General features: G+C 73.3%; 24 protein-coding genes and 1 CRISPR repeat array. Of the genes, 10 read left to right on the top strand and 14 right to left on the bottom strand.

Translation table 11 applies throughout. The features are described from left to right. Positions 1-69 precede the first annotated feature (69 nt). Entirely contained in the window at positions 70-822 is a 753-nt protein-coding gene (locus K1J57_RS23820) for a metal-dependent hydrolase (RefSeq protein ID WP_220560859.1), read from the top strand. 40 nt (positions 823-862) lie between these two features. Next, positions 863-1,623: a CRISPR direct-repeat array (repeat unit 29 nt; unit sequence GGGACCATCCCCGCGTGCGCGGGGAGCAC). A gap of 445 nt (positions 1,624-2,068) precedes the next feature. Here K1J57_RS23820 and K1J57_RS23815 read toward each other — a convergent pair. After that, a complete protein-coding gene (locus tag K1J57_RS23815) occupies positions 2,069-2,644 on the bottom strand; it encodes an ATP-binding protein (protein ID WP_255646548.1) in 576 nt (191 codons plus the stop codon). Positions 2,645-2,894: 250 nt separating this feature from the next. Between K1J57_RS23815 and K1J57_RS23810 the strand changes: the two genes are divergently transcribed. Both K1J57_RS23810 and K1J57_RS23805 read left to right on the top strand, forming a co-directional pair. Continuing rightward, the gene (locus K1J57_RS23810) at positions 2,895-3,755 is read left to right on the top strand and encodes a DUF5753 domain-containing protein (protein WP_220560858.1); all 861 of its coding nucleotides are present in this window, start codon (positions 2,895-2,897) and stop codon (positions 3,753-3,755) included. Continuing rightward, a complete protein-coding gene (locus tag K1J57_RS23805; protein WP_220560857.1) occupies positions 3,752-3,991 on the top strand; it encodes a DUF397 domain-containing protein in 240 nt (79 codons plus the stop codon). Before K1J57_RS23810 ends, K1J57_RS23805 begins: the two co-directional genes overlap by 4 nt. 71 nt (positions 3,992-4,062) lie before the next feature. Here K1J57_RS23805 and K1J57_RS23800 read toward each other — a convergent pair whose 3' ends face one another. The 3 genes from K1J57_RS23800 to K1J57_RS23790 all read right to left on the bottom strand — a co-directional run bounded on the left by K1J57_RS23800 (position 4,063) and on the right by K1J57_RS23790 (position 6,251). Further along, positions 4,063-4,617, bottom strand: a complete 555-nt coding sequence (locus K1J57_RS23800; RefSeq protein ID WP_220560856.1) for a class IV adenylate cyclase — start codon at positions 4,615-4,617, stop codon at positions 4,063-4,065. Continuing rightward, positions 4,614-5,564, bottom strand: a complete 951-nt coding sequence (locus tag K1J57_RS23795; protein ID WP_220560855.1) for a GNAT family N-acetyltransferase — start codon at positions 5,562-5,564, stop codon at positions 4,614-4,616. Before K1J57_RS23795 ends, K1J57_RS23800 begins: the two co-directional genes overlap by 4 nt. 129 nt (positions 5,565-5,693) lie before the next feature. Then, a complete protein-coding gene (locus tag K1J57_RS23790) occupies positions 5,694-6,251 on the bottom strand; it encodes a Chromate resistance protein ChrB (protein ID WP_255646546.1) in 558 nt (185 codons plus the stop codon). A 178-nt stretch (positions 6,252-6,429) separates the two neighbouring features. Here K1J57_RS23790 and K1J57_RS23785 point away from each other — a divergent pair, with 178 nt between their 5' ends. The 3 genes from K1J57_RS23785 (at position 6,430) to K1J57_RS23775 (ending at position 9,798) form a co-directional block, all read left to right on the top strand. After that, complete coding sequence (locus K1J57_RS23785) at positions 6,430-7,683, top strand: MFS transporter (RefSeq protein ID WP_220560854.1); 1,254 nt, start codon at positions 6,430-6,432, stop codon at positions 7,681-7,683. A gap of 31 nt (positions 7,684-7,714) precedes the next feature. Continuing rightward, positions 7,715-8,398: a DNA alkylation repair protein gene (locus tag K1J57_RS23780; protein ID WP_255646545.1), complete on the top strand. Its 684-nt coding sequence runs from the start codon at positions 7,715-7,717 to the stop codon at positions 8,396-8,398. Positions 8,399-8,517: 119 nt separating this feature from the next. Then, positions 8,518-9,798, top strand: coding sequence for an alpha/beta fold hydrolase (locus tag K1J57_RS23775; RefSeq protein WP_255646544.1), 1,281 nt, complete (start codon positions 8,518-8,520; stop codon positions 9,796-9,798). A gap of 82 nt (positions 9,799-9,880) precedes the next feature. On the opposite strand, the gene K1J57_RS23770 is transcribed toward K1J57_RS23775, so the two are convergent. Further along, positions 9,881-10,474 (bottom strand): isochorismatase family protein, encoded by a 594-nt coding sequence (locus tag K1J57_RS23770; protein WP_220560853.1) that lies wholly within the window; start codon positions 10,472-10,474, stop codon positions 9,881-9,883. Positions 10,475-10,713: 239 nt separating this feature from the next. On the opposite strand from K1J57_RS23770, the gene K1J57_RS23765 reads away from it, so the two are divergent. Beyond that, positions 10,714-11,685: a GlxA family transcriptional regulator gene (locus K1J57_RS23765; RefSeq protein WP_220565735.1), complete on the top strand. Its 972-nt coding sequence runs from the start codon at positions 10,714-10,716 to the stop codon at positions 11,683-11,685. Positions 11,686-11,994: 309 nt separating this feature from the next. Here the strand turns inward: K1J57_RS23765 and K1J57_RS23760 are convergent, their stop codons facing one another. After that, entirely contained in the window at positions 11,995-12,756 is a 762-nt protein-coding gene (locus K1J57_RS23760; RefSeq protein ID WP_220560852.1) for a TetR/AcrR family transcriptional regulator, read from the bottom strand. A gap of 189 nt (positions 12,757-12,945) precedes the next feature. Here K1J57_RS23760 and K1J57_RS23755 point away from each other — a divergent pair, with 189 nt between their 5' ends. Together K1J57_RS23755 and K1J57_RS23750 are read left to right on the top strand one after the other, a co-directional pair. Next, positions 12,946-13,698 (top strand): siderophore-interacting protein, encoded by a 753-nt coding sequence (locus K1J57_RS23755; RefSeq protein WP_220560850.1) that lies wholly within the window; start codon positions 12,946-12,948, stop codon positions 13,696-13,698. Positions 13,699-13,782: 84 nt separating this feature from the next. Then, positions 13,783-14,619 (top strand): NAD(P)H-binding protein, encoded by an 837-nt coding sequence (locus K1J57_RS23750; protein WP_220560848.1) that lies wholly within the window; start codon positions 13,783-13,785, stop codon positions 14,617-14,619. Positions 14,620-14,991: 372 nt separating this feature from the next. Here K1J57_RS23750 and K1J57_RS23745 read toward each other — a convergent pair whose 3' ends face one another. The 5 genes from K1J57_RS23745 to K1J57_RS23725 form a co-directional block, all read right to left on the bottom strand. Next, positions 14,992-15,972: a hypothetical protein gene (locus tag K1J57_RS23745; protein WP_220560847.1), complete on the bottom strand. Its 981-nt coding sequence runs from the start codon at positions 15,970-15,972 to the stop codon at positions 14,992-14,994. Positions 15,973-16,056: 84 nt separating this feature from the next. After that, complete coding sequence (locus K1J57_RS23740) at positions 16,057-17,577, bottom strand: peptide MFS transporter (RefSeq protein WP_220560846.1); 1,521 nt, start codon at positions 17,575-17,577, stop codon at positions 16,057-16,059. Further along, positions 17,574-19,007, bottom strand: coding sequence for an FAD-binding oxidoreductase (locus K1J57_RS23735; protein WP_220560845.1), 1,434 nt, complete (start codon positions 19,005-19,007; stop codon positions 17,574-17,576). Before K1J57_RS23735 ends, K1J57_RS23740 begins: the two co-directional genes overlap by 4 nt. A gap of 41 nt (positions 19,008-19,048) precedes the next feature. Beyond that, positions 19,049-19,621: an XRE family transcriptional regulator gene (locus tag K1J57_RS23730; protein ID WP_220560844.1), complete on the bottom strand. Its 573-nt coding sequence runs from the start codon at positions 19,619-19,621 to the stop codon at positions 19,049-19,051. A 126-nt stretch (positions 19,622-19,747) separates the two neighbouring features. Continuing rightward, positions 19,748-20,917, bottom strand: a complete 1,170-nt coding sequence (locus K1J57_RS23725; protein WP_220560843.1) for a PP2C family protein-serine/threonine phosphatase — start codon at positions 20,915-20,917, stop codon at positions 19,748-19,750. Between the two features lie 196 nt (positions 20,918-21,113). On the opposite strand from K1J57_RS23725, the gene K1J57_RS23720 reads away from it, so the two are divergent. Then, positions 21,114-22,118 (top strand): ABC transporter substrate-binding protein, encoded by a 1,005-nt coding sequence (locus K1J57_RS23720; RefSeq protein WP_255646543.1) that lies wholly within the window; start codon positions 21,114-21,116, stop codon positions 22,116-22,118. Positions 22,119-22,445: 327 nt separating this feature from the next. Here the strand turns inward: K1J57_RS23720 and K1J57_RS23715 are convergent, their stop codons facing one another. The 3 genes from K1J57_RS23715 to K1J57_RS23705 are packed head-to-tail and all read right to left on the bottom strand — an operon-like array spanning position 22,446 to position 25,595. Next, the gene (locus tag K1J57_RS23715) at positions 22,446-23,996 is read right to left on the bottom strand and encodes a tripartite tricarboxylate transporter permease (RefSeq protein ID WP_220560841.1); all 1,551 of its coding nucleotides are present in this window, start codon (positions 23,994-23,996) and stop codon (positions 22,446-22,448) included. Between the two features lies 1 nt (position 23,997). After that, positions 23,998-24,606: a tripartite tricarboxylate transporter TctB family protein gene (locus K1J57_RS23710; protein WP_220560838.1), complete on the bottom strand. Its 609-nt coding sequence runs from the start codon at positions 24,604-24,606 to the stop codon at positions 23,998-24,000. Beyond that, positions 24,603-25,595, bottom strand: a complete 993-nt coding sequence (locus K1J57_RS23705) for a tripartite tricarboxylate transporter substrate binding protein (RefSeq protein ID WP_220560837.1) — start codon at positions 25,593-25,595, stop codon at positions 24,603-24,605. Before K1J57_RS23705 ends, K1J57_RS23710 begins: the two co-directional genes overlap by 4 nt. Positions 25,596-25,762 lie beyond the last annotated feature (167 nt).

Below are 25,762 nucleotides of genomic sequence, written 5' to 3'. Positions count from 1 at the left end.
CCGGGTTCTTGTCGTATGTCCGAGAGACAGTCAAGGCGCCCTTCCCTCCCCTGCATTTTGGAGCCCCCCATGATGGGTACCTCGCACGCCGCGACCGGCCTGCTCGCCGGAGCCGCCGTCGCGGTCGCCGTCCAGACCGATCCGTTCACCGCCCTGTGGTGCGCCCTCATCGGCGGCGGCGCGGCTCTGCTCCCGGACCTGGACGAGCCCGGGTCCACGGTCGGCCGGTCGCTGGGACGGGTGACGGAGCTGGCGTCCCGCAAACTCCGGGACGCCTCCAAGGCCGTGTACCGCAGGACCGCCACCGACGTGGAGCGGCGACATCCGCAGGAGGGCGGGCACCGGTACCTCACCCACACCGTGCCGGCGTGTGCGGTGTTCGGGCTGGTCGCTCTGCTGGTGTCGCTGGTGCCGTTGGGTGCGGGCCTGGTGGTGTTCGCGATGGTCGCCCTCGGACTGGGGACGGTGCTGCGGCCGATGAAGAAGCTGGGCTCACTGAGGAAGCGCAAGCACGCGACGCTGTGGATCGCCGGAGGACTGGCGGTGGCGGCGATGCTGGGGTACGAGCAGACACCGGCGTGGTGGTTGATCGGTTCGGTGGTGTTCGCGGGGGCTCTGGTGCACGTCCTCGGAGACTGGCTCACGAGGTCGGGGGTTCCGCTGGCGTGGCCGTTCGTGGTGAACGGGAAACGGTGGTGGATGTTCCGCAGCCCGGTGGCGTTCCACACGGGGAAGTCGCCGGTGGAGGTGGGGATCAGGGTGGTGTCGGTGATCGCGGCACCGGTGACGGTGCTGCTGGGGTCGCCGGTGCCGCCGGTGTGATCGGGGCGGTCTCCCTGTGGCTGACAGGCTGACAGGACCAAAGGCCATCCCCGCATGCACGGGGAGCACTGCTCCGGGGTAGCGTCGTCGGCCGACTCGCCGGGAGCATCCCCGCGTGCGCGGGGAGCACTGTGGTCGGGGCGTCCAAGGCCGTTGTCTCCAGGGACCATCCCCGCGTGCGCGGGGAGCACCGCCAGCAGCGGGTTGTCGGGGTCGTCCTCGTGGGACCATCCCCGCGTGCGCGGGGAGCACGGTCAACGGGTCCTCCCGAAGTGCGTGTCGGCGGGACCATCCCCGCGTGCGCGGGGAGCACTCGGTCGGGGTCGGGCTGCTGGCTCTGCCCGTGGGACCATCCCCGCGTGCGCGGGGAGCACAATAGGAATGGCTTGTTGTTGCTCTTTGAGTCGGGACCATCCCCGCGTGCGCGGGGAGCACGCCACCGCGTCGGTCATGCACATCCGCGCCGCGGGACCATCCCCGCGTGCGCGGGGAGCACGCCACCGCGTCGGTCATGCACATCCGCGCCGCGGGACCATCCCCGCGTGCGCGGGGAGCACTGGATCGCGGCCCCCGCCATGATCCCGGCCGGGGGACCATCCCCGCGTGCGCGGGGAGCACCGGGTCGCCGGTCACCTGTTCCACCTGGTCCGGGGACCATCCCCGCGTGCGCGGGGAGCACTGGGCTTTTTTATACCATCACGCCGAAACCCCGGGACCATCCCCGCGTGCGCGGGGAGCACCGTCCTGGTCGTGGTCGGCGTCCCAGTGGCGGGGGACCATCCCCGCGTGCGCGGGGAGCACAGTAAATGACCTGGGCATATGCCACCGGGAACCGACCGATTTTATGACTTTTCAAGAAACAGACAAAACGCCCAAGCTTCGTTCTTAAGCTCCAAGGCTTTCTACCGGACTGAGCGCGCCAGGGCAACGGGCACCCCACAACCATCGCGGCCCCACCACGAACGCCACGACGGAGAAGCCCTTGTCGGGTTCCGGGAAACACAGAACGCCCCGCCCGCATAGGCGCGGGCGGGGCGCGGCTCCGGTCAGGCAGCCCACTCCTTCGGAGGACGGGGGCGCCTGGGCAGGGGCCTGGGCGGTCCGGTCGGCGGGCGGGGGCGCGGGATAGGATGCGTCACCGATCCTGCTTTCTTACACGTGGAACTGTGGATTTCGGGATTGAGGGCCCCGGGGAGCGTTGCCGCGCTCTCCTGGGCCCGTTTCGCGTTCAGGACGCGAAGTCCGTTCAGGCCGCAGTGGCCCAGGGGTTGCCGGTCAGGTCGTAGGCCAGGAAGAACCACACCTGCCGGTGGTCGGCGATGCCGTTGTCACCCCAGGAGGTGGCCAGGGCATCGACCAGGGCGAGCCCCCGACCCGATTCGGCTCCCACGTCCAGCCCGGCGGGGTCGGCCACCAGGTACTCGCGCTGCCCCTCCGGGGTGGTGCGCCCGTCCGGGTGCCCCTGGTCGGTGCAGGTCAGGCGAAGTCCGGTACGGCTGCGCTCGCAGCGCAACGTGAAGGTGCCGAACGGCCGTCCCGAGCGGGAGTGGGTGAGCGCGTTCGCGGCCAGCTCCGACCCGAGCAGGGTGAACAGGTAGCGATAGTCGGCGTCGCGTTCGGCGGCGCTGGCGTCCAGGAACGCCCGCACCAGCGGCATCAGCTGCGGCGACGATCCGAACTCGTAGGAGCGCACCTTGTAGTGCGCCCGGCGGGCGTGCGGGTTGAAGTAGTGCCGGCACCGCCGCGGCACCAGCTCTCCCAGAGGCAGGGTCACCTCCGGCAACGGCGGCATCGGCGGGGGAAAGGGAACGATTGCGAGCATGACAAAGACACTCCTTGGCATGGATGTGGTGAAGAACCTCGAACGAACCCGACCGGTACGTCCATCCGCGCAGGGTGAACTTGCGCATTCCACAGGCGCGGGGGACGGCCGCGGCATAGTCTGACCAGCAAGAACCCTCACCCACCCTAGGTAAGGGAGCGCTCACCAGCCGCACATTCATCATGCTCTGGAGATTCTCCACAGTCAAGCGTTATGGAGAATCTCCAGAGAGCCTTGATAGGTTGCCCCCATGAAGAACTCCCTCAGCCCGACCATCCGCCGCCGTCGGCTCGCCCGCATCCTGCGAGACCTGCGCGAGGACTCCGGCGACACCCTCGACATCGCCGCGAAGAAATCGGGTATCCCCCGAGCCACCCTGGGCAAGTTGGAGACCGCTTCCCTCAAGCGCATCCGCCCCGCCCAAATCGACGCTCTCGCCGAGCTCTACCAGGTGGACCGGAGAGCTTGGGAGAGCATGCACCAACTCGCCAAGGACGCCGCGGAATCGGGCTGGTGGTCCAAGTACAAGGATGTCTTCAGTTCCAGCGGGCTTCCCTCTTTCGAGGTCGAGGCCTCGTTCATCCGGGTCTATGAAGCCCAGGTGATCCCCGGCCTGCTCCAGACCCCCGACTACACGCGGGCCGTCTTCCTTGGCGCCAACGCCTACTCCGAAGAGCGCATTCAGCGCCATGTGCAAGCCCGCATGGAACGCCAGGAGATCCTGAACCGGCTTCACCCACCGGAGTACGCCGCAGTCATCGATGAAGCAGCCCTACGTCGGCATGCGGGTGGGGACGCCGTCATGCGCGAACAGTTCCAACACTTGGTCGAAATGGCTACGAAGCCCAACGTCGCCATCCAGGTACTGCCCTTCACAGCAGGGATGCACGCCGCCAATCTGGGCAGCTTCCAGATCATGGAGTTCCCGGAGCCAAGCGATCCGACCATCGGCTACGCCGAGACCCCCACATCCACCCTGTATGTGGAGGGGCCGGATGAGATACGCCGATACGATGCCATGTGGCGTGAGGCGAGCAGTGCCGCGCTGACCGTGGCCCAGAGCATAGACTTCGTTCGCGACATGAGCGAACCGCTGAAGGATTCATCGTGACAGATCTCGTTTTTCGCAAGAGCAGCTACAGCGGTGCTGGTGAGAACTGCGTCGAGGTCGCGCACATCCCTGCGAACTTCCGGAAGAGCAGCCACAGCGGCCAGGAACCGAACTGTGTCGAGGTCGCGGACCTGCCCTGCGGGGCGGCCGTCCGGGACTCCAAGCACCCCACCGCCGGGCACCTCCCCTTCCCCTCCCCCGAGTGGACGGCCTTCCTCCGCTCCACGCTGTCTTAACAGGGGTCCCGCGAGCCGTGGTGCGCCCCTCCGATCACCGGAGGGGCACACCACGGCCGACCCCGCCCCCCTCACGGTCCTTCGAACCGCAGGTCCTCGATCGCCGACAGGTCGATGCCGTAGCGGGTGTACAGCTTGACGGTATTCTCCCCCGTCAGCTCCTCCTCCGCGTACCCCAGCAGCGCAGCCACCCGCACCACCTCTTCGCGGCTGTCGGCCTCGACCTCCAAATACGGGGGTATCCGGGGCCAGCTGTCGATCTCCAGCCGCGCCCCCTCCAGCACGAAACTGTGCCTGCGGTTCTCCTGGTAGGCCTTCGCCGTGTACCCCAGCTTCCCCAGCAGCACGTTCGCCGTCTCGAAGTCCCCCACCTCGGTCTCGGTCTCCCGCGTACCGTCGATGGCGTCGGAGACGATCTCCTTCACCGCGAGCGTCACCCGCTCCCCCGTGTCCCGCAGCCGCACCCACCGGGACACGTCCCCCTCCGGCGCGAGGTCGTAGACGTAACGCCGCTGGAGCACCTCCCCCAGGTCCGTTCCGCCCTTGTCGAGGATGAGCCGGGCCACCCGTTCGGGGTCGACCTCCAGCACCCTGGCCTCGTACTCGACGTCCCCGCCCGCGCTCAAGCGTCCGCCCCCTTGACCAGCGGCGCGTCCCACGTGAACTTGTGGAACCCCACGCTGTAGTACAGCCCGCGCGCCGACGGGTGCCCGGGCGCCCCCAGGCAGGCCACCGTCGCGTGCACGGCCCCCGCCTCCTTCGCCAGCCCCATCCCGTGCAGGAGCATCGCCCGCCCCAGCCCCAGGCGCCGGTAGTCCGGATGGGTCCCGACCGGCTCGAACTCGACGGTCCGGTTCACCTCGTCGAACCACATGATCCCCGAGGACGCCATCGTCCCGTCCGGCGCCTCCACCAGAACGTGCAGGTCACCGCGGTACGCGGCCGTCGCCCGCACGCCCTCGTACGCCTCGATCGAGTACCCGGAGGGACGCCACGCGTCCAGGTGGGCCTGGACGGCGGCCTCGGCCCCCGCCTCCTCCGCGGTGCGGAACCGGAAGCCGTCCGGCAGCTCCGGCCGTTCGATGTCGGTGAGGTCCCGCTGGTTGAACTGGGTCCAGGACCCCTCGTCCCCGAGCGCGTCCGGGTCGGTCCCGTACCCGTGCGCCGCCCACCGCTCCAGGACGGCCCCGTCGAGGGCGCACGGCAGCACCGAGCGCTCCAGCCCCGGCGCGGTCGCGTCGAACCAGTCGATCACCTCGTCCAGCAGCCCCGCGTGGTCGGGATGGACCTGGTGGGCCAGGTAGGCGCCGGTGACCTCCTTGACCGTCCCGTCGCTGAGCCGCGCCCGGCGCGGCAGCTGCGCCCACCCCCACGCCACCAGGTCACCGTCGGAGAACCACAGCCGGCGCCGCCACTTGTCGGCGAAGGCCGCGTGCCCCCTGCCCCAGTTCCAGGCCAGTTCGCCGTAGGACGCGTCGCTGTTCACCAGTTCCGGGTGGGTGGCGGTGAGGCGCTGCGCCAACCCCTGCATGAGTTCCACGTCCGCGGCGGTCAAAAGTTCCGAGCTCGTCATGGTGCCCCACCGTGTCAGGGCGCCCCGGAGCCGTCGACCGATTTTCCGCTCCCGCCCACCATGCCCGCCCTCGCCCGGCTCTCCCCGCTCCCCCGCACGCCGCTCCGCCCGCCCGCGCCCGGCCCCGGGTCACCCCTCCGACGAACCGCCGTGGACGGCCGCGTAGACGCGTTCGGCGTAGTCGTCCAGGGCGTCGGAGCAGGCGCGCAGGCACTCGGCGGCGTCCCGGGCCTGCGGGAGCGCGAGGACGTCGCGCTTCTTGAGGTCGCGGAACCAGCGGCGCAGCCGCTCCAGGCTCTGCTCCTCTTCCTCCAGCTCCGCGAAGGTGAACTTCTCCTTCGCGATCTCCTTGGCGATCTCCTCCAGGAACCGGCCGCAGTCGGTGGCGTACTCGCCCCACTCGTCCACCCGCGCCGCCGTGAAGGCGTCCACGATGAACTCCCGCGCCGCCGCGTCGCGCGGCTCGACGTCGAACACCGCCACCCGCCCGCCGCCCTCGGCCGCCAGTTCCCCGGCCCGGGCCGCCGCCTCGCGGAAGACCTCCGCCGCCGGCAGCGCCCAGGTCCCCTGGGACACCGGCACGGCGCCCGCCCGCCGCAGCTCCCGCCACACCGCGACGCGGTGCCGGGACGGCTTGGCCGGCACCTGTACCACCGCGAGCATCCACCGCACCGCATCGTCCGTCACAGGCCCGACCGTAACACTCGGTTCCGCGGCCGGGGGCCGGTGGTGCGGGGACCGGTGGGCCGGGATCCGCTCCCGGCCTCCCGGGCCGTTCCGCTCCGAACCGGTCCGGGCGGTACTGCCACCACCCCCTCCCCCACCCCTCTTCAGGTCCTCAGTAACAGGTGTTACATTCCTCTACGTGACGGCATCCTCCTCCATGCGCCCCGTGGCCCCGCTCTACCTCGCCGGCTTCACCACCGCGTTCGGCGCCCACGGCGTCGCCGGCGTGCTCGGCGCCCAGAGCGACGACATCGGCCTGTCCCTGATCCACCTGGGCCTCATGCTCGCCCTCTACGACGTGGCCGAAGTCGTGCTCAAGCCGCTCTTCGGCGCGCTCAGCGACCGGATCGGCCCCAGGCCCGTGATCGTCGGCGGCCTGGTCGCGTTCACCGCCGCGTCGCTGCTCGCGCTCGTCTCCCCCACCCCGCTGCTGCTCGGCCTGGCCCGGCTCGGGCAGGGCGCCGCCGCCTCGGCGTTCTCCCCCGCCTCCTCGGCCGCGGTCGCGCGCCTGGCCGGGCGGGAGCGGCTGGGCCGCTCCTTCGGCCGGTACGGCGCGTGGAAGAGCCTGGGCTACGTCCTGGGCCCGCTCATCGGCGTCGGCCTCGCCCACCTGTGGGGCATCGGATCGCTCTACCTGGCGCTGGGGCTGCTGTCCGCCGTCGCCGCCGTGTGGGTGCTGCTCGCCGTTCCCGCCCTGCCGGTCGTGCCCCGCCCTCGCTACACCGTCGCCGACCTGGTCCGGCAGACCACCGAACGCGGCTTCCTCGTCCCCACCCTGCTGCTCGCCACCACGACCGCGGTCCTGGGCGTCGCCGTCGGCTTCCTCCCCCTGCTGGCCGTCCGCCTGGAGCTGCACCCCCTGGCCGGGGCCGCGGCCGTCGCGCTGCTCGCGCTCACCTCGACACTGGTCCAGCCGGCCGTCGGACGCCTGCGCGACGAAGACCGGATGGGCACCCGCACGGGGGGCATGCTGGGCCTGTGGGCGGCCGCCGCCGCGCTCCTGCTGCTGGCGCTGGCCCCGAACACGGTCACGCTGTTCGCCTGCGCCGCGGTGATCGGCCTGGCCGTCGGCACCGTCACCCCGCTGGCCTTCGCCCACCTGGCCGCCGTCACCCCCGAGGAGCGCATGGGCCGGACGATGGGCAACGCCGAACTCGGCCGCGAGCTGGGCGACGCGGGCGGTCCGCTGCTCGTCGGCGCGGTCGCCACCGCGGCCGGTCTGCCCGCGGCCCTCGCGACCCTGGCCGCGGTCGCCCTGGGCGGCGGGGTCCTGAGCCGGACCGCCCTGCGGTCCCCGCGAGAGCACGGAGGCCCCGGTGGCCCTGGAGGACCCGGCGCCCCCGCAGACCCCGGGGAACCCAGGGAGGGGACGGGCGTCCGACCCGCGCCGTAGGCTGAACCCGCACGTGAGAAAGGGGATCGGCATGGCCGGGGAGACGCGGGGCGGAACGACGGTGGCCGAGGTGATGGCCGAGCTGGCCGCGCTGGAGGACCCCAAGGTCCGGCGGGTCAACGAGAAGCACGGCGACGACCACGGCGTGAACCTCACGAAGCTGCGCGCGGTCGCCAAGCGGCTGAAGACACAGCAGGACCTCGCGGTCGGACTGTGGGCGACCGGCGACACGGCGGCGCGCCTGCTGGCGCTGCTGGTCTGCCGCCCCAAGGCGTTCGGGCGCGAGGAGCTGGACACCATGCTGCGCGAGGCGCGCAGGCCCAAGGTGCAGGACTGGCTCGTCAACTACGTGGTCAAGAAGAGCCCGCACGCCGAGGAGCTGCGCCTGGCCTGGTTCTCCGACCCGGACCCGGTGGTCGCGAGCGCCGGATGGGCGCTGACCACCGACCGCGTGGCGAAGCGGCCCGAGGGCCTGGACCTGGCCGGGCTGCTCGACACCGTCGAGGCGCGGATGAAGGACGCCCCCGACCGCCTGCAGTGGGCGATGAACGAGTGCCTGGCCCGGATCGGGATCGAGCACCCCGGGTACCGGGAGCGGGCGATCGGGATCGGGGAGCGCCTGCGGGTGCTGGAGGACTACCCCACTCCCCCCGGCTGCACGTCCCCGTTCGCGCCCGTCTGGATCCGGGAGATGGTGCGCCGGCAGGAGGCGTAGGCCCCGCGCGCCGGATCGGACAACGAGGCCGAAAACTCCCCTACGATGTTCGGGCCGACTTCCCGAATCCCCCCGCATCCGCCAATCCCGGGAAGCGGCCGACACCGAGGAGATCGCTGATGGGCTACGCCATGCCCGGGCTGTGGGTCACCGAGCACACGGTCACCGTCCCCCTGGACTGGTCCGACCCCGGCGGGGAGCGGATCGAGCTCTTCGTCCGGGAGCTGGTCGCCCCCGAGCGCAAGGGGGACGACCTCCCCCTGCTCGCCTTCCTCCAGGGTGGACCCGGCGGGGCCAACCCCCGCCCGCTGGAGCCCTCCGGCTGGATCGGGGAGGCCGTCGGCGAGTACCGGATCGTCCTGGTCGACCAGCGCGGCACCGGGCGCAGCACGCCCCTGGACGCGCGGGCCGTCGCCGAGCGCGGCGACGCCGCCGCCGGGGCCGACTACCTGTCCCGGTTCCGCGCCGACTCGATCGTGCGCGACATGGAGCACGTCCGGGAGTCCGTCTACGGCGGCAGGCGCTGGACCACCCTGGCCCAGAGCTACGGCGGCTGGCTGACCCTGGCCTACCTCTCCCACGCCCCCGAGGCCCTCAACGCCTGCTACATCTGCGGCGGCGTCCCCGGGGTCCCCGCCGACGTGGAGGAGGTGTACCGCCGGACCTTCACCCGGGTGGAGCGCAAGACCGCCGAGTACCGCCGCCGCTACCCGCAGGACGTGGAGGCCGTGGCGGCGATCGCCGACCACCTGGCCGCCGACGACGTGCGCCTGCCCGACGGCGACCGGCTCACCGTCCGCCGGTTCCAGACCCTGGGCATCGAGTTCGGCCGCAAGCCCGGGTTCGAGCGGATGCACTGGCTGGTGGAGAGCGCGTTCATCCGCCCCGGCCGGCTGTCCGACGGCTTCCTCCAGGAGGTGCTGGTGCGCACCTCCAGCGCCGCCGACCCGCTGTACTGGACCCTCCAGGAGGCGATCTACGCCGACCGCCCCGGCACCGCCACCGCCTGGGCGGCCCAGCGCGAGCGCGACCGGCGCCCGGTGTTCGCCGAGGACGCCCGGCCGCTGATGTTCACCGGCGAGATGGCCTTCCCGTGGATGTTCGAGGAGGTGCGGCTGCTGAAGGAGCTGCGCCCCGCGGTGGAGGAGCTGGCCCGGCGCACCGACTGGCCGCCGCTGTACGACGAGAAGCGCCTGGCCGCCAACGAGGTCCCCGTGGCGGCCGCCGTGTACTACGACGACCTGTACGTGGACGCCCACCTGCAGCTGGACACCCTGGAGGGGGTGGGGAACTCGTGGGCGTGGGTCACCAACGAGTTCGAGCACGACGGCATCCACTCCGGCCGGGTGTTCGGGCGGCTGCGGGAGTCGGTGCGCGACCGCGGGGGCGAGCCCCGCTGAGCGGCCCGGGGCCCCGGACGGCCGCGCGCCGCCGCTGACCGGCCGCGGCCCCGCCCCCGTGCGGGGGCGGGGCCGCCCGGGTTCAGCCCAGGTCGGCGGCGGTGGGGACGACCACCCCGTACAGGTCGCCGATGGTGGCCAGGGCGGCGGCGTGCAGCTGCGCGGCGGGCACCTCGGCCACCGGGGAGCGCAGCGTCCGGGTGGCGCAGGCGTCGGCGACGACGGTCGGCCGCAGCCCGTTGAGGAAGGCGCCCTCGGAGCTGAAGGTGACGCACATGTGCGTCATGAAGCCCGCGATGACGACGTTCCCGCCGCGGCCGGTGGCGTTGACGCGCTCCAGCAGGTCGGTGCCGACAAAGGCGTTAGGGGCGCTCTTGACGACGACCTGCTCGCCCTCGGCCGGTGCCACGCGCGGGTGGATCTCCCCGATCTCCTCGCGGAGGTCGTAGGGGCTGCCCTCGCCGCCGTCGTGGACGACGTGGACGACCGGGGTCCCGGCCTCGCGCGCCCGGGCCAGCAGGTCGGCGGCGGCGTCCAGGGCCTCGTCCCAGCCCTCCAGTTCCATCACGCCCCGGGTGTAGGTGTTCTGGTAGTCGATGAGGACCAGGGTCGCGTCGGCGAGCGCGGCCGGGGCCGGGTCCAGGCCGCTGATGTCGCGCAGGGTGGTGGAGGCCATCGGTGTCGTTCTTCCTTTCCGTGCCGTGCCGCGGGGTGCGGCGTCGGCGGTCCGCCCTCGTGGAGCGGCCACCGTCCACGCTAGGATCGGGACCCTGATGTCGGCAATGTCGTGCGAACCGCAGATTCGGACATGCGGGCGGGCGCTCCGGCCGGAGGGCGGGCACGCGCACGGCGCCGTCCGCGCCGTGCGAGGGGACGAACGGAGGAGGTGCCGTGGAGGGGCGGCTCGTGGTGGTGATGCTCTTCGAGGGGGTCGACCTGCTGGACGTCACCGGCCCCGCGGAGGTGTTCTCGCTGCTGCGGCGGGAGATGGGCGGCCCCACCGGCTACGAGGTGGTGCTGGCCTCGCCGTCCCTGGACCCGGTCACCACCTCGGCGGGGGTGCGGGTGCTGCCCGACGCCACGTTCGACGACGTCGCCGGGCGGCGCATCGACACGCTGCTCGTGCCGGGCTCGGTCGAGACCGGGGAGGGCTCCGGGATCCGGGCGGTCGCCGACCCGGCGGTGGTGGACCAGGTGCGGCGACTGGCCCCGCGCTCCCGGCGCATCGCCTCGGTGTGCGTGGGCGCGCACCTGCTGGCCGCAGCCGGGCTGCTGGAGGGCAGGCGCGCCACCACGCACTGGTCGACCGCCCGCCAGCTGGCCGCCGAGCACCCCGGGGTGGAGGTGGACGCCGACCCGATCTTCATCCGGGACGGGGACATCTGGACCGGGGCGGGGCTGAGCGCCTGCATCGACCTGTCCCTGGCCCTGGTGGCCGAGGACTTCGGGCGCGAGCCCGCCCTGCGGGTGGCCCGGCAGCTGGTGGTGTACCTCAAGCGCCCCGGCGGGCAGAGCCAGTTCAGCGTGGCCCTGGACCCGGTGTCGACCACGCGCCGCATCGACGACCTGCGCCACCACATCGCCCGCAACCTGGCCGGGCCCCTCACCGTGCCCGACCTGGCGGCCCACGCCCATGTCAGCGAGCGGCAGCTCACCCGGATCTTCAAGAACGAGCTGGGGACCACCCCGGCCGCCTACATCGAGGCGGCCCGGGTGGAGGTGGCCCGCCAGCGGCTGGAGACCACCGACGACACCCTGGAGCGGGTGGCCTCGGCCTGCGGTTTCGCCAGCACCGACACGCTCACGCGCGCGTTCCGCCGCGTCCTCAACACGACCCCCGCCCGGTACCGGGAGCGTTTCCGCCTCTCCCCCGAGGCCGTGCGCTGACCCTGCCGTCCGGGGCGCTCGGGCACGGCAGCACGCATCCGCCCGGACGCGGGCGGACGATCCGTGGCCGCGCGCCGACGTACTGCCCGGCGCGCTCCGGCAGGCGCACACGGGCACCGCAGGCCACCTCCGCCCGGATACGGGCGGGCGCTCCGCCACCGCACGGGGACACCGCGCACGGCGCGCTCCGGCGAGCGCGTGGACACCACGGGAAACCTCCCCCAGGGGCGGACGGGCTCTCCACGGCCGCCCGTCGACCCCACCGTCCGGTGCGTGTGGGCACTGCGCGAGGCGGGCGCCGCACCCGTCTCACGAAGGCGGGGCGTGCGGCGGGAGTTCGGACGGTTCGGGCGGCCGGTAGTCGAGGCCGAGCGTGTCGACCAGGTCGCGGAGGGTCTCCTCGTAGATCGGACCGGGGTCGGAGTAGACGAAGTCGAGCTGGTTGAGCACCTCCATGCACAGCAGCCCGTACAGCTTGATCCAGCAGGACAGGGCGACGTGGAGCGCCTCGATGGGCAGGCCGCGGCCCAGGGACTCGGCGTAGGCGCGCAACTGCTCGCGTATGGAGGGGTCCAGGTCTTCGAGGGCGGGGACCGGGAAGCCCCGGCGTGCCCACAGTTCCTCGATCTGCTGGAGGAAGACCAGCTCGAAATCGCGGGCGGCCTGGTTGCGGGGGGTGTCGGGGCGGTGCCGGGCGGAGGCGGCGGCCGGGATGGGGCTGGCGAAGATCCATCCGAACTCGGCGGGGTGGGCGGTCGCCCAGTGGCGCATGGCGCGGCAGGTGGCCAGCAACCGGTCACCGGCCGCGTCGGCGGGCCGGGCGTCACGGGCGGTCCGCATGGCCGTGGTCAGCTCCCGGAGGAAACCGGCGGTCACGGCCGCGACCAGGTCGTCGTGTGAGGCGAAGTAGTGGTAGAGCGCGGGCCCGCTCATGCCGATCCGCCGGGCGACCGCGTTGATCGTCACCGCCGCGGGGCCCTGGTCGGTCAGCAACTCGCGGGCGGCCTGGTGGATCTCGGCGAGGGTGGCCTGGCGGAGCTTCTCGCGCCGGCGGGCGGTGGGGGCGGCCATGCGGGTCCTTCCTGAACGGTCTTGACAGTCTAATGCCTCTATGCTTCCTTAGAGGCTCTAAAAGATCTAGAGCCTCTAAGGAGATGGTCGTGAAACGGCTGTTGCCTGTCGCCCTGTTCGTACTGACGGCCGCGGTGTGGTGGGGGCTGTCCCGCCGTTCCCGCACGCGCGGCGCCGGGGAGGCCTGAGATGCCGAGGCGCTCGCGCAACCCCCTGGCCGGAGCCTTCGCCAAATACCGCCTGGAGACCACCGTCACCGCCGTCGAGGCGGTGACGCCGACGATGCGGCGGATCCGCCTGGTGGCCGACGGGCCGGTCTCCTTTCCGTACGCTCCCGGACAGCATGTGCGGGTCGAGATCAACGACCCGCTCTCGGTGCCGGGGCTGCTGCGCCCGGGCGAGACGCTGCGCACCTACACGATCTGGGAGTTCGACCGCGGCGAGCGCGCGATCGAGCTGCGCGCGCACCTGTACGACGGGGACGGCATCGGACTGAGGTGGGCACGTGCGGCCGCGCCGGGCGACCGGGTACCGGTCTGGTGGCCGCAGGGCGACCTGTTCACCAGGGAGGCGCCGTTCCACCTGTTCGCCGGTGAGGAGACCGCGAGCGCGGCGTTCGGACCGATGCTGCGGGCGCTGGACCCGTCGGCCGCGGTGTACGGGGTGCTGGAAAGCGAGTCCGCCGAGCACGACCTGCCGATGCCCGGCCCGCACCGCCTGCTGCGGGTGCACCGCCACGGCGCCCCGGCCGCCTCATCGGACACCCTGCCTGCGGCGGTCGCCGACCTGGACCTGCCCGCGGGCGAGGGCGCGGCCTACCTGGCCGGTGAGGCGCGCACCTGCCAGAAGATCCGCGACCACCTGGTCCGCGACCGCGGCTGGGACCGCCGCTCGATCAAGGTCAAACCGTTCTGGGCCCCGGGCAAACGCGGCCTGCACTGACCCGCGCGCCCTCGTGCACCGGCCGGACCGGTGCCGGTCCTCCACCCCTCACCGCACACCCCCGACACTCCCCATGGAGACACCATGACGATCCTGGTCACCGGCGCGACAGGCAAGGTCGGCCGCAACGTGGTCACCGGGCTGCTGGCCGCGGGACGCACCGTACGCGCCATCTCCCGCTCCCCCGGACGGGCCGGGCTGCCCGAGGACGTCGAGGTCCTGCACGCCGACCTCGCCGATCCCCGAACCCTGCGAGCCGCACTGCACGGCGTGGACAAGGTGTTCGTGTTCCCCACCGCCCCGGACGGTACGCGCGCGCTCACCGCCGCCGCCGCGCACGCCGGTGTGCGCCACCTGGTCCTGCTGTCGTCCACCGTGCCGGGCTACCCCGAGCCCGACCCGATCAGCGACGCCCACCTGGCGCACGAGCGCATCGTGCGGGAGGCGGGCCTGCCGTGGACCTTCGTGCGGCCGGGCGGCTTCATGGCCAACGACCTGGCCTGGGCGGACTCGGTCAGGACCGGCGGCGTGGTCCGCGACCCGTGCCCCGACTCCGCCGTCGCCCTGATCGACGAACGCGACATCGCCGCCGTCGCCGTCGCCGCGCTGCTGGACGACGCCCATGCCGGCCGAGTCCACGAGATCACCGGGCCTCAGTCGCTCACCCCCGTCCAGCGCACCCGTATCCTCGCCAGGGCCATCGGCCGCCCGCTGCGCCTCGAACTCCAGCCCGCCGACGAGTTCGTCCGGACTGTCACCGGCCGGGGGTACCCGCCCGAGTACGCCACCGCCATGCTCGACTTCGGCGCGCACTTCGCCGTCGCCCCCGGCCCCGTCCTTCCCGCGGTCGAACGCGTCACCGGGCGCCCTTCGCACACCTACGCCGACTGGGCCGCCCGGTACGCCGACCGATTCCGCTGAGCGCCTGCTTCCGCACCGGGAGGCGGCCCGCGCGGCGCGGGCCGCCTCGCCACCCGCCGTCCGCTCGGGAGAGACCAGGCGGGCGGCGAGACCCTCCCCGTGTGCGCGGGGAGCACGACGACCGGGAACTGTTCCCGGGAAGTGGGAGCGGAGCAGGGCCTGCTCCGGCAGGGCGGGTGAACGCGCCCCGGACACCAGGAACGCGCCGGTACCGAGCGGCCCCTGCCCGCCCCGCTCATGCCCGCCGAACCCCGCAAGGGCGAGGAGTGGGCCGACCGCCGCAGGGCCGGGGCGACACCGCCCCGCACCGCGGCAGCGCGGGGGGCACCGCGCACGGCGCGCTCTACGGCACCGGGTTTCGGGCGCGGCGGCCTAACCCCCCAGGTGGCGCAGCAGCAGGGCCCGCACCTCCTCCAGGTCCGCGGGCCCGGCCAGTACCGAGTAGGTGTTCTCGCGCTCGCGCGCCCGCTCCAGGACATGGCCGTCGCCGGTGCGGGACAACCGGTAGCGCTCCTCCAGGTACCCGAACGTGATGGAACAGCCGTCCCCGTACGGGTACGCGGGCAGTCCGGCCGCCTCGGCCCGCCGCAGGATCTCGGGGGTGGCCAGGTCGACCGCGGCCCCCTCCGCGAGGACGTCCAGCAGCGGCCCGCCGCGTCCGTCCCCATAGGCCCGGGCGATATCGGCGTACCCGGCCCCGGCCAGCCGCCGGGCCCGCTCCGGCCCCGGCACGCCGGGCGCGAACCCGACCCGGGGCGTCCCCAGGGGCCCCGGGGCGCGCGCGTCGCCGGCCAGGGTCATGAGCACCCGGCACACGTCCTCCCACACCGGCGTGGAGTACACCGCCTCCCCGACGGTGGGCGGGAAGTCCGAGCGCCGGCGCAGCTCGTAGGCGTCGCCCACGCGCGACAGGCGGACCGCCCCCGAGGGGAGCGTCGCCACGAACGGGTTCCCGAACAGGGTCCGCCCGGGCTCGAACCCGCAGTCGCGGATCCACCCGGCGACCGGCCCGGGCAGCTCGCCGAAGGCGAGGTCGCGCGTCCCCTCGGGCGGGCTCTGCGCCGCGACCGCCTCCCACAGGTACGCGCAGGCCTCCTGTTCGGTGTCGAACTCCGCCGGCTCGGGCCCGGTGGTGTCGGGCGGGTACCGGGAGGGCCGGTACAGCTCGCGCAGGGTCACCGCGTACCGGCCGCCGTCGAGCGGGTAGAGGTTCCAGGCGCCGCGGCAGTACCCGCCGCGCGCCCTGTGCTCGGCGGGCAGGTGGGCCAGGAAGGGGTCGCGGCGGCCGTCGTAGGCGAGGTGGGCGTCGTGCCCGGCCGCGCGCAGCCGCCGCTGGAGTTCGGGGAAGTCCACCCCGGTATCATCCCCGCCCGCCCGCCGCCGGGCGCACCCGGCCCCGGGCACGGAGTGCCGGGGCGGGGCGGGGTCCGTCCGGGCTCAGCGGGTCAGGCCCGACTCCAGCAGGCGGCCCACCGGCCCGCGGGCGGCGAACAGCACCAGGCCCAGGCCGATCCCGGCCGTCGCGATGACCGTGAAGTAGGACGCGTTGTCGATGACGGTGAACAGCTGCCCCAGCAGCCCCGACAGAGACGAGCCCAGGGCGAGGGTGAGGAAGTTGAGGCCCACCATCTGCGACCGGAACGCCCGCGGCCCGATCCGGGTGGCCAGGGACAGCCCGATCGGCCCCACGAACACCTCCGAGGACCCGGCGAGCACCATGAACAGCAGGATCAGCACCAGGGGGATGTGCGCCTCCCCGGTGGCCTCGGAGACGACCAGCAGGAACAGGTACGCGCAGCCGATCTGGGTGAGCCCGACCGCGAACTTGGCCACCGGTCCCGGCTGCCGGTCCCCCAGCAGGTTCCAGAGCCCGGCGATGAGCGGGGTGATCAGCACGGCCGCCAGCGGGCTGGCCGTCGTGATCCAGGCGACCGGGAAGGTCCACCCGCCGATCTGGAGGTCGATGCGCTCGGTGATGAGGATCGAGATCGCCGTGAACTTCTGGAACAGGAACCCGAAGTACAGGCCCGAGACCAGGAACAGCGGCAGGAACCCCAGGATGCGGCGGCGTTCGTCCCGGGAGACCGCCGACGACCTCGTCATCGTCACGAAGTAGACGGCGGCGGCGGTGAGCGCCGCGAAGGTCACCACCGTGGCCAGGTTCTCCGCGCGCAGCAGCCCGGTGGCGGCGGCTGCGACCACCGCTCCGACGGCGGCCAGGGCGACCAGCGCCACCAGGGGCCGGCGGTGGGCGGGCAGCGGGTCGTTGACCACGCGGGCGCGTTCGGGGAGGGACTTCATCGAGGGGATGTACTGCACCAGGGCGGCGCCCATCCCGATCGCGGCCAGTCCGAACCCGTAGTGGAAGCCGAGCTCGTTCTGGGCCAGCCCGGTGGTGAGGGGGCCCACCACGGCGCCGATGTTGATCGCCATGTAGAAGTACGAGAAGCCCTCGTCGCGGCGGCGGCCGTCGGCGGCGTCCATGACGAAGCCGACGATCGAGGTGATGTTGGTCTTCAGGGCCCCGGTCCCGGCGACGATGAGGGCCAGGCCGACGCCCAGCCCGGCGAGGCCGGGCGCGAACGCGAGCACCAGGTGGCCGGCGGTGATGACGACCGCCCCGTACAGCACCATGTCCTTGGGGCTGACGAGCCGGTCGCCCAGCCACGCCCCGAGGATCTGGGACAGGTACACCGCGCCGCCGTAGGCGCCCACGATCCCGGCCGCCGCGGCCGGGTCCAGGGCCAGACTGCCCTGGGACAGCTCGTAGAGCAGGTAGAACGAGAGGATGCCCTGGAGGCCGTAGAAGGAGTAGCGCTCCCAGAGCTCGGTGAAGGCCATGCTCCACAGGCCGCGGGGCAGGCCGCGCCGGGAGGCCCGGCCGGGGGCGGCGCCGTGGGTGTCGGGGGCGTCGTGGGTGTCGGGGGTCCCGGGGTTCCGGGGGTCGGTGTGCGTCATTCGGCCAGTCCCGCCAGTCGTGCTCCGAAGCGTGCGATGAGCGAGGTCTCCCGCGAGCCCCGGCTCTCCTCCCAGTGGTCGGCGACCCCGAAGAGCCGGTACATGCCGTGCACACCGGTCCAGCGCAGTGGTTCGGGCTCCCACCTGCCCGAGTCGTGGTCGTTCCACGGCAGCCGGGTCGCGACGGTGTCGCGTCCGGCGGCACGGTCCACCAGGGTCCGCGCGGCCAGCCGGGTCGCGGTCACCCCGTGTCCGGCGAAGCCGCGGACGACGCCGACGCGGGTGGCGGGGTCGAAGGTGACACCCGCGCACCAGTCGCGGGTGACGCCGATGGCACCGCGCCAGGCGTGCTCGATCCCGAACTCCACGCCGGGGAAGAACAGCCGGAGCCGTTCGCTCAGGGTGCGCACGGTGCGGGCGTCCACGACGCCCTGGCCGGGGGTGCCCGAGGCGTAGGCGTAGGGGGTGCCGCGGCCGCCGATGGCGATGCGGCCGTCGGCGGTGCGCTGGGCGTAGACGAACGTGTGCGCGGCGTCGCCCAGGCACTCGCCGCCCCGCCAGCCGATGCGCTCCCACACCTCGTCCGGGAGGGGCCGGGTGACGATCATGGAGGAGTTGACCGGGATGACCCGGCGCGGGCCCAGGCCGGGGGCGGTGCCCGCGACCGTCCCGGAGTAGGCCTCCAGGCAGACGAACACCGTGGCGGCGCGCACGGTGCCGCGGTCGGTGGCCACCGCGCCGGGATCGACGCGGGTGGCGGTGGTGCCCTCGGCGATGCGCACGCCCCGGCGTTCGACCAGGTCGGCCAGGCCGCGGACGAGCTTGGCCGGGTCCACCCGGGCGGTGGCGCGGGTGAACAGCCCGCCCAGCGCCGGGCCCACGGCCACGCGCTCGGCGACCCCGGCGGCGTCCAGCAGCGACAGCTCGGACTCCTCGTACCCGAAGGCGAGGTCGGCGGCGTGGGCGCGTTCGAGGCGGCGCATGGCGGCGGGGGTGGTGGCGACCTTGAGGTGCCCGCCCCGGTGCTGGTCGGCCTCGATGCCCTCCTCCTCCAGCAGGCGCAGGGTGTCGTCGACGGCGGTGATCATCTCGCGCTGGAAGACGCGGACCGCCTCGACGCCGTCCCGGCCCCGCGCCTGCGCGGTGCGGGCGTAGACGGCGCGGTTGCCGGGGATCAGCGGGGACATCCAGCCGCCGTTGCGGCCGGAGGCGCCGTAGCCGACCTCGCGGGCCTCCAGGACGGTGATCCGCCATCCGGGATTCTCCAGGCTCGCGGTGTGGGCGGCCCACAGCCCGGTGAGGCCGCCGCCGACGATGACGAGGTCCTGTTCCTCGTCGGGGAGCGGGGCGGTGCGCCGGTCCGCCGCCCGGCCGGGATCGGGGGGCGCGGACATCCAGTGTGAGATCGCACCGTTGCGGTAGCCGGTCATGAACGTCTCCTGTGGGGGTCGTGGGGTGTGCGCGGCGGGGGTCAGTACGTGGGCGGGGCGATCGCCCACAGCACCCGGGCCTCCTCCCGGCCGGTCGTCTCGACGACCTTGTGGGGGCTGCTGCTGCGGTAGTGGATCGAGTCCAGGGCGGAGAGGCGGTGGACCTGGCCGTCCACCTGCACCTCGACCTCGCCGGACAGGACCAGGAGGATCTCCTCGGAGTCCCCGTGGGTGCAGGGCTCGACGCCGGTGGAGCCGCCCGGCTCGAAGTGCCCGAGCAGGACCTCCAGGTGGTCGAAGGCGCCGGGGGTGAGCTTGACCTTGGTCGCGCCCTCCCCGAAGGCCATGCCCCGGGTGTCGCTGAAGCGCAGGACGGCGCTGGCCGCCGCGCCCGGCGGGGCGAACAGGTCGCCCACCGAGAGCTTGAGGACGGCGCACAGGCGCTGGAGGGTGCGGACGCTGGCGTTGGCCTGGTCGCGTTCGATCTGGGACAGGTACCCCTCGGTCAGGCCGGTCTGCTCCGCGACGTCCTTGAGGGTGAGGTGGAGGGCCCGCCTGCGGCGGCGGAGGCGGGAGCCGACGCCCGCCTCGGCGCCGGTCTGGTCGTTCGGCATGGTGAGGAACCTAACAGAACCCCGACTGGGAGCACAATGGATGTTGCCAGCACTAAAGTTTTCTTTAGTACCCAGCCGCGAGCAGCCGCGATGCCGAAACGCGCGGGTGACGCCGACCGGTCCGGGTCAGCCGTGCCACTCGCAGAAGAGCACGGTGGCGTCGTCGTTGAGCGTGTCGTGGTGGTAGGCCAGCACCTCGTGCACCAGGCGCCGCAGGGTCTCGGGGACGGGCAGGTTGTCCGCCTGGTTGCGGATGACGAAGTCCACGAACCGCTCGACCCCGAACTCGTTGCCGTCGGCGTCGCGGGCCTCGATGACGCCGTCGGTGTAGAAGAGCAGGCGGTCGCCGGGTTCGAGCCGCTCGCGGCACACCGTCACCGGCAGCCCCAGGTCCATGCCCAGGGGGTGGGAGGGGTCGCACTCCAGCTCGCGCACCTTCTCCCCCCGGATGAGCACGGGGGGCAGGTGGCCGCAGTTGACCCACTCCAACATGCCGGTGGTGAGGTGGAGCTCGGCCAGGACGGCGGTGGCGAACCGGGTGCGCACGAACTCCTGGATCAGGGTGGTCTCCACCCCCTGGGGGATCTCGGCCAGCGGCGTGCCCCTGCGGCGCTCGTTGCGGAAGGCCCCGACCGCGAGGTTGGCGATGAGCCCGGCGGCGGTGTCGTGGCCCATGGCGTCGAAGATCGCCAGGTGGACGGTCTCCTCCGTGAGGGCGTAGTCGAAGGAGTCCCCGGCGTTCTCGTAGGCGGGCTCGGCCGCGGCGGAGATCGTCACCCGGGCGTCGGCGAAGGTGCCCGGGGGCATGAGCGTCCACTGCATCTCGGCGGAGACCGACATGGGCTCGGTCCGGATGAGCCGCGCGTAGGAGTCGCTGTTGGAGCGCTTGGCGATGACCAGCAGGCCCACCACAGAGGCCAGGTCGCGCATCGCCGAGCGGTCGGGGTCGCCGGCCCAGGCCACGTGGAGCACGCCCAGGCGTTCGGCGCCGTCCAGAATGGGCACCCAGTAGCGCGGGCCGCCGTCCGAGCGCACCGCCACGCCGGTGATGTAGGCCTGGCCCGCCGGCGAGTGGTCGATGGGCAGGTCCTCGCCGCCGCCGTGGGCGTCGGGGCCCACCCCGGTGACCTCGCGCAGGACCTGCTGCTGGTGGTCGGAGAGGTAGAACCGGGCCTCGGGCAGGCCGGCCGCGTCGGCCTTCTTGGCCACCAGCTCCGGCAACTCCTCGAAGGTGGCCAGGTGCCCGGCCCGCACCAGGGAGACCATCAAGTCGTTGGACGCGTGTTGTACGGGCATGGCAACCCCGTTCCCCCGAGGGCCTCTCGGCCCTCCCCTCCGCGGTGTCTTCGCGACCGAACGTCCATGGTCGCACATCCGTCACACCAGGCACAGATACCCACATAGCACTCATTTCGACCAGACCCGGCCATCCAATCCGTATCGGATTAGGTTAGGCTCCCCTCACCACATGGCGGGATCGAGGAGGAACACCGTGACGGGAGCACGAGGGCGCACCGCCCGGCTCGGGGGTATCGCACTGGCGGGGCTGCTGGCGGCCGCGCTCACCGGCTGCGGGGCGGCGGCGCGGGACGACGACGCCCCGGCCGCGGCGGACGGGGGCGGGGGCGCCTACCCGGTCACCGTGGCGACCTCCCAGGGCGAGGTCACCGTCGAGTCGGCGCCCGAGCGGGTGGTGGCGCTCGGCTTCTCCTCCGCCGACGAGCTCATCTCCCTGGGTGTCGCCCCCGTCAAGGTCGCCGTCGACCCCGACACGCTGGCCGAGAACGCCCCCTGGCTGGTCGACCCCCTCACCGAGGCCGCCGGCGGCGACCTGGCGTCGGTCGCCGACCCCTCCCTGGTGACCGCCGACGGCAGCCCCGACCTGGAGGCGATCGCCACCGCGGCGCCGGACCTCATCATCGCCGAGGTCTACCAGGTGCCGGACCGGGCGGCGTTCGACCGGCTCAACGCCATCGCCCCCACCATCACCCCCGACACCGACGCCTTCAACCCCGACTGGGACGAGCGCCTGCTCTCCACCGCCGCCGCGGTGGACCGCACCGAGCGGGCGCGGGAGCTGATCGCCGAACTGGAGGAGGAGTTCGCCGCCGCCGGCGCGGAGGTGCCCGGGATCGGGGACCGGACCTACCAGTGGGTGCGGGCCGACGACAACGGCTACGTGTTCGGCAACGGCTCCCTGTTCGAGCTGTTCGGGATGCGCCCGGCCGACAACCAGGACAACACCCAGACCGCTGCCGCGCTCTCCCTGGAGAACACCGGCGACCTGGACGCCGACCTGCTGGCGGTGTGGGCGCAGACCGAGGAGCGGCAGGCGGAGCTGGAGGCCGACCCGCTGTTCCGGGAGCTGCCGTCGGTCCGCAACGGCACCGTCTACTTCGCGGGCCTGGACTTCGCCAACGCCATCAACTCCCCCGCGCCGATCTCCCTGCGCTGGCTGCGCGACGAGCTGTCCCCGGTGGTCGGCGCCCTGGCCTAGACGGACACACAGGGGCGCTGTGCCGGTCGGCCGGGCGCCCGGGGCGCCCGGCCGGGTGGGGCGGGCGCCCCTGTCCCCGCCCGGGCGGGGACGGCACCGGTGGGCGCCGCCCCGGGTGCCGGTCCGCCGCAGCCCCCGCACGGGAGCCCGGAACCGATCCGGCCGTCGGCCCGGCGGGGTGGAGCGGGCTCTCACCCCGCCGAGCCCGGTCCGGCCCGCGTCCGGTGGTCGGCGCCCTGGCCTAGACGGACACACAGGGGCGCTGTGCCGGTCGGCCGGGCGCCCGGGGCGCCCGGCCGGGTGGGGCGGGCGCCCCGGGGCGGGGCGTCACCCCGCCGGGGTGTCCTCGGGGGCGGGTGCGGCGGCCCGGGCGCGGGACCGCGCCCGGGCGATCCCCACGAAGGCGACGGCCGCCAGGACCACGGTGTAGATGCCCAGGGTGATCGGCCCGGCGAAGAGGACGCCCACGTCCCCCTGGCCGATCGCCAGCGCGCGCCGCAGCTCGGTCTCGGCCAGCGGCCCCAGGATGACCGCGATGAGCACCGGGGCGAGCGGGATCTCGTAGCGGCGCATCATGAAGCCGAGCAGCCCCAGCAGGATCAGGAGCCACAGGTCGGTGGTCGAGTACGACGCCGCGTAGACCCCCAGGACCGCGAACCCGGTGATGCCCGCGTACAGGTACCGGCGCGGGATCAGCAGCAGCCTGGCCCACAGCGGCGCGAACGGCAGGTTGAGGACCAGCAGCATGACGCTGCCGACGAACAGGCTGGCCAGCAGGGTCCAGACCAGGTCCGCGTTGCGCTCGAAGAGCAGCGGGCCGGGCTGCATCCCGTACTGCTGGAAGGCGGCGAGCATGATGGCGGCCGTCGCGGAGGTCGGCAGCCCCAGGCCCAGCAGGGCGCCCATCGCGGTCCCCGCCGTGGAGCTGGCCGCGGACTCCGGCGCCGCGACCCCCTCGATCGCGCCCTCCCCGAACTCGTCGGCCCCCCGGCCGCGGCGGGCGCGGAACCGGGCGAGCCGGCGCTCGGTCCCGTAGGCCAGGAAGGTCGGGATCTCCGAGCCGCCCGCGGGGATCGCCCCGAAGGGCAGGCCGAACCCGATGCCGCGCAGCCAGGCGGGCAGCGCCCGGCGCAGGTCGCCGCGGCCGAGCCAGGGCGTCCCGCCCGCGCTGACGGGCGCCGCGGCGTGGCCACCCCGGTGGACGCGCGACGCCACGTGGAGGACCTCGCCCAGGGCGAGCAGGCCCACGGTCACGGTGACCACGCTGATTCCCTCGAACAGGGAGGGCACGCCGAGGGTGAAGCGCGCGGCCCCGCTCTGGGAGTCGATGCCGACCATCGCGATGGCCAGGCCGATGGTGAGGGCGATGGTGCCCCGGACCATGGACTGGGCGACCACCGCGGAGGTGGCCAGGAACGCGAAGACGGCCAGCGCCAGGTATTCGGCCGGGCCGAACCGCAGGGCGATGTCGATGATGACGTTCGAGAAGAACGCCACGACCGTGGTCGAGACGACCGCCCCGAGGAACGCCCCGACGGCGGCCGTGGCCAGGGCCTGCGGGGCCCTGCCGCGCCGGGCCATCCGGTGCCCCTCGATCGCCGTGGCGATGGCGGAGCTGTTGCCGGGGGTGTTCATGAGGATCGACGTGGTGGAGTCGCCGAACAGGCCGCCGTAGTAGACGGCGGTGAACATGATGAACGCCCCGGTGGGGTCGAGCTTGAAGGTGACCGGGAGCAGGAGCGCCACGGCCATGGCCGATCCCAGTCCGGGCAGGACGCCCACCGCCGTGCCCAGGAGCACGCCGACGAGGGCCCACAGCAGGTTCTCGGGGGTCAGCGCCGCGGCGAAGCCGCCCGCCAGGAGTCCGAAGGTCTCCATGTCAGAGCACCCCTCCCAGGATGCCGGAGGGCAGGTTGAGTCCGAGGCCCGCCACGAAGGCCAGCTGGACGACGGACGAGTACACGAGGGCGACGGTCGCCTCGAAGAGGGGGCGGCGGCCGCCGAAGGCCCAGGCGACGCCGAAGAACAGGAGCGCCCCGGACAGCAGCCACCCGACGGGCTGGAGGAGCAGGGCGAACAGGACCACGGAGCCGAGCACGGTGCCGACGGTGCGCCAGTCGCTGTGGGCGGCGGGCGCGGCGGTGTGGGGGCGCTCGCCCTCCACCAGTGCGCCGACGACCCCGGCGCCCTCGGGCCGGTCGGCCTCCCCGCCGTCCGGCTCGGGGGCGGGGCGGCGGACGACCTGGAGGACCAGGACCGCGCCCAGGACGATCATGAGGGCCGACACCAGGGAGGGGAAGAGCCGGGGGCCGGGCGAGGCGGAGTTGTCCGGCACGTGCATGGCGCCGGTCTGGACGGCGAGGAAGACGCCGATGGCGACGGTGAGCAGGCCGACGAAGATCTCGCTGCGCCCCCGCCACCAGGATCGGGCCCTGGGGGCCGCGGGGGCCGTGCCGCCGGGGGCGGCCTCGGTGCGGTGGGTGGTCATGACAGTCCCAGCTCCTCGGTGACCTCGGTGATGCGGGCGATCTCGGCCTCCAGGAACTCCTCGAACTCGGGGCCGGACTGGAAGGTGTCGTCCCACCGGTTGCGTTCCAGCGTGTCCTGCCACTCCGGGGTGGCCACCATCTCCTCGACGACGGCGGTGAGCTCGGCGCGCTCCTCCTCGGTGATGCCGGGCGGGGCCATGAAGCCGCGCCAGTTCGGCAGGACCGCGTCCACCCCCTGCTCGGGGAGGGTGGGGTGCTCCTCCAGGCCGTCCACGCGCTCCCGGGCGGAGACGCCGAGCACCCGCAGGTTCCCGGCCTCCACCTGGTCTCGGAACTCGTTGTAGCCGGAGACGCCGACGTCGATGCTGCCGGAGAGCAGGGAGGTCAGCGCCTGGGCGCCGCCCGCGAAGGGGATGTAGTTGACCTCGTCGGGGGAGACCCCCTGGGAGCGGGCGGCCAGGCCGGCCAGGAGGTGGTCGGTGCCGCCCAGGGAGCCCCCGCCGACGGCGACCGAGCCCGGGTCGTCCCGCCACTCCTCGACCAGGTCGCCCATGTCCTGGAGCGGCGAGTCGGCGCGGACCACGAACACCTCGTAGTCGTCGGCGACCCGTGCGATGGGGACGACGTCCTCCAGGGTCTGGGCGGAGTCGTTGACGATGATGCCGCCGATCATGACCGTCCCGGTGGTCATGAGGGTCGTGGCCTCCCCCTCGCGCCGCACCGTCTGGGCCAGCCCGATGGTGCCGCCCGCGCCGGGCAGGTTGAGCACCTGGGTGTTGTCGACGATGCCGTTGACCCGCAGCGCGTGCTGCGTCTCGCGGGCCACCAGGTCCCACCCGCCGCCGGGGTCGGCGGGGACGAGGATGTCGATCCTCGCCCGCGCCTGGGACTCGTGCGTTCCTGTGAGCGCGGCGTTCACCGCGGCGGCGCCCACGACCAGGGCCGCGCACACGGCCCCGGTCGCCCGGAGGGCCCGCTGCTTGTCCATCTTCACTCCCTCTCGCCCCGATTGGTCCGCCTGGCGGACCGAACGGGCCGCTGTTCGGTTCAGGAAATGATGCGGATCACGTTTGTCCGTGTCAATGGGGCCGCGAAACCTTTGTGCAACATTCCCCCTCCCTCCGGCCGAGGGAGGGGGAACCCCTGGTGAATCCG

The organism is Nocardiopsis sp. MT53, from assembly GCF_019598965.1.
GTDB classification, from domain to species: Bacteria; Actinomycetota; Actinomycetes; order Streptosporangiales; family Streptosporangiaceae; genus Nocardiopsis; species Nocardiopsis changdeensis.
The sequence above is the reverse complement of the archived record's forward strand: the minus strand, read 5'-3'. Positions and strand labels throughout refer to the sequence as shown.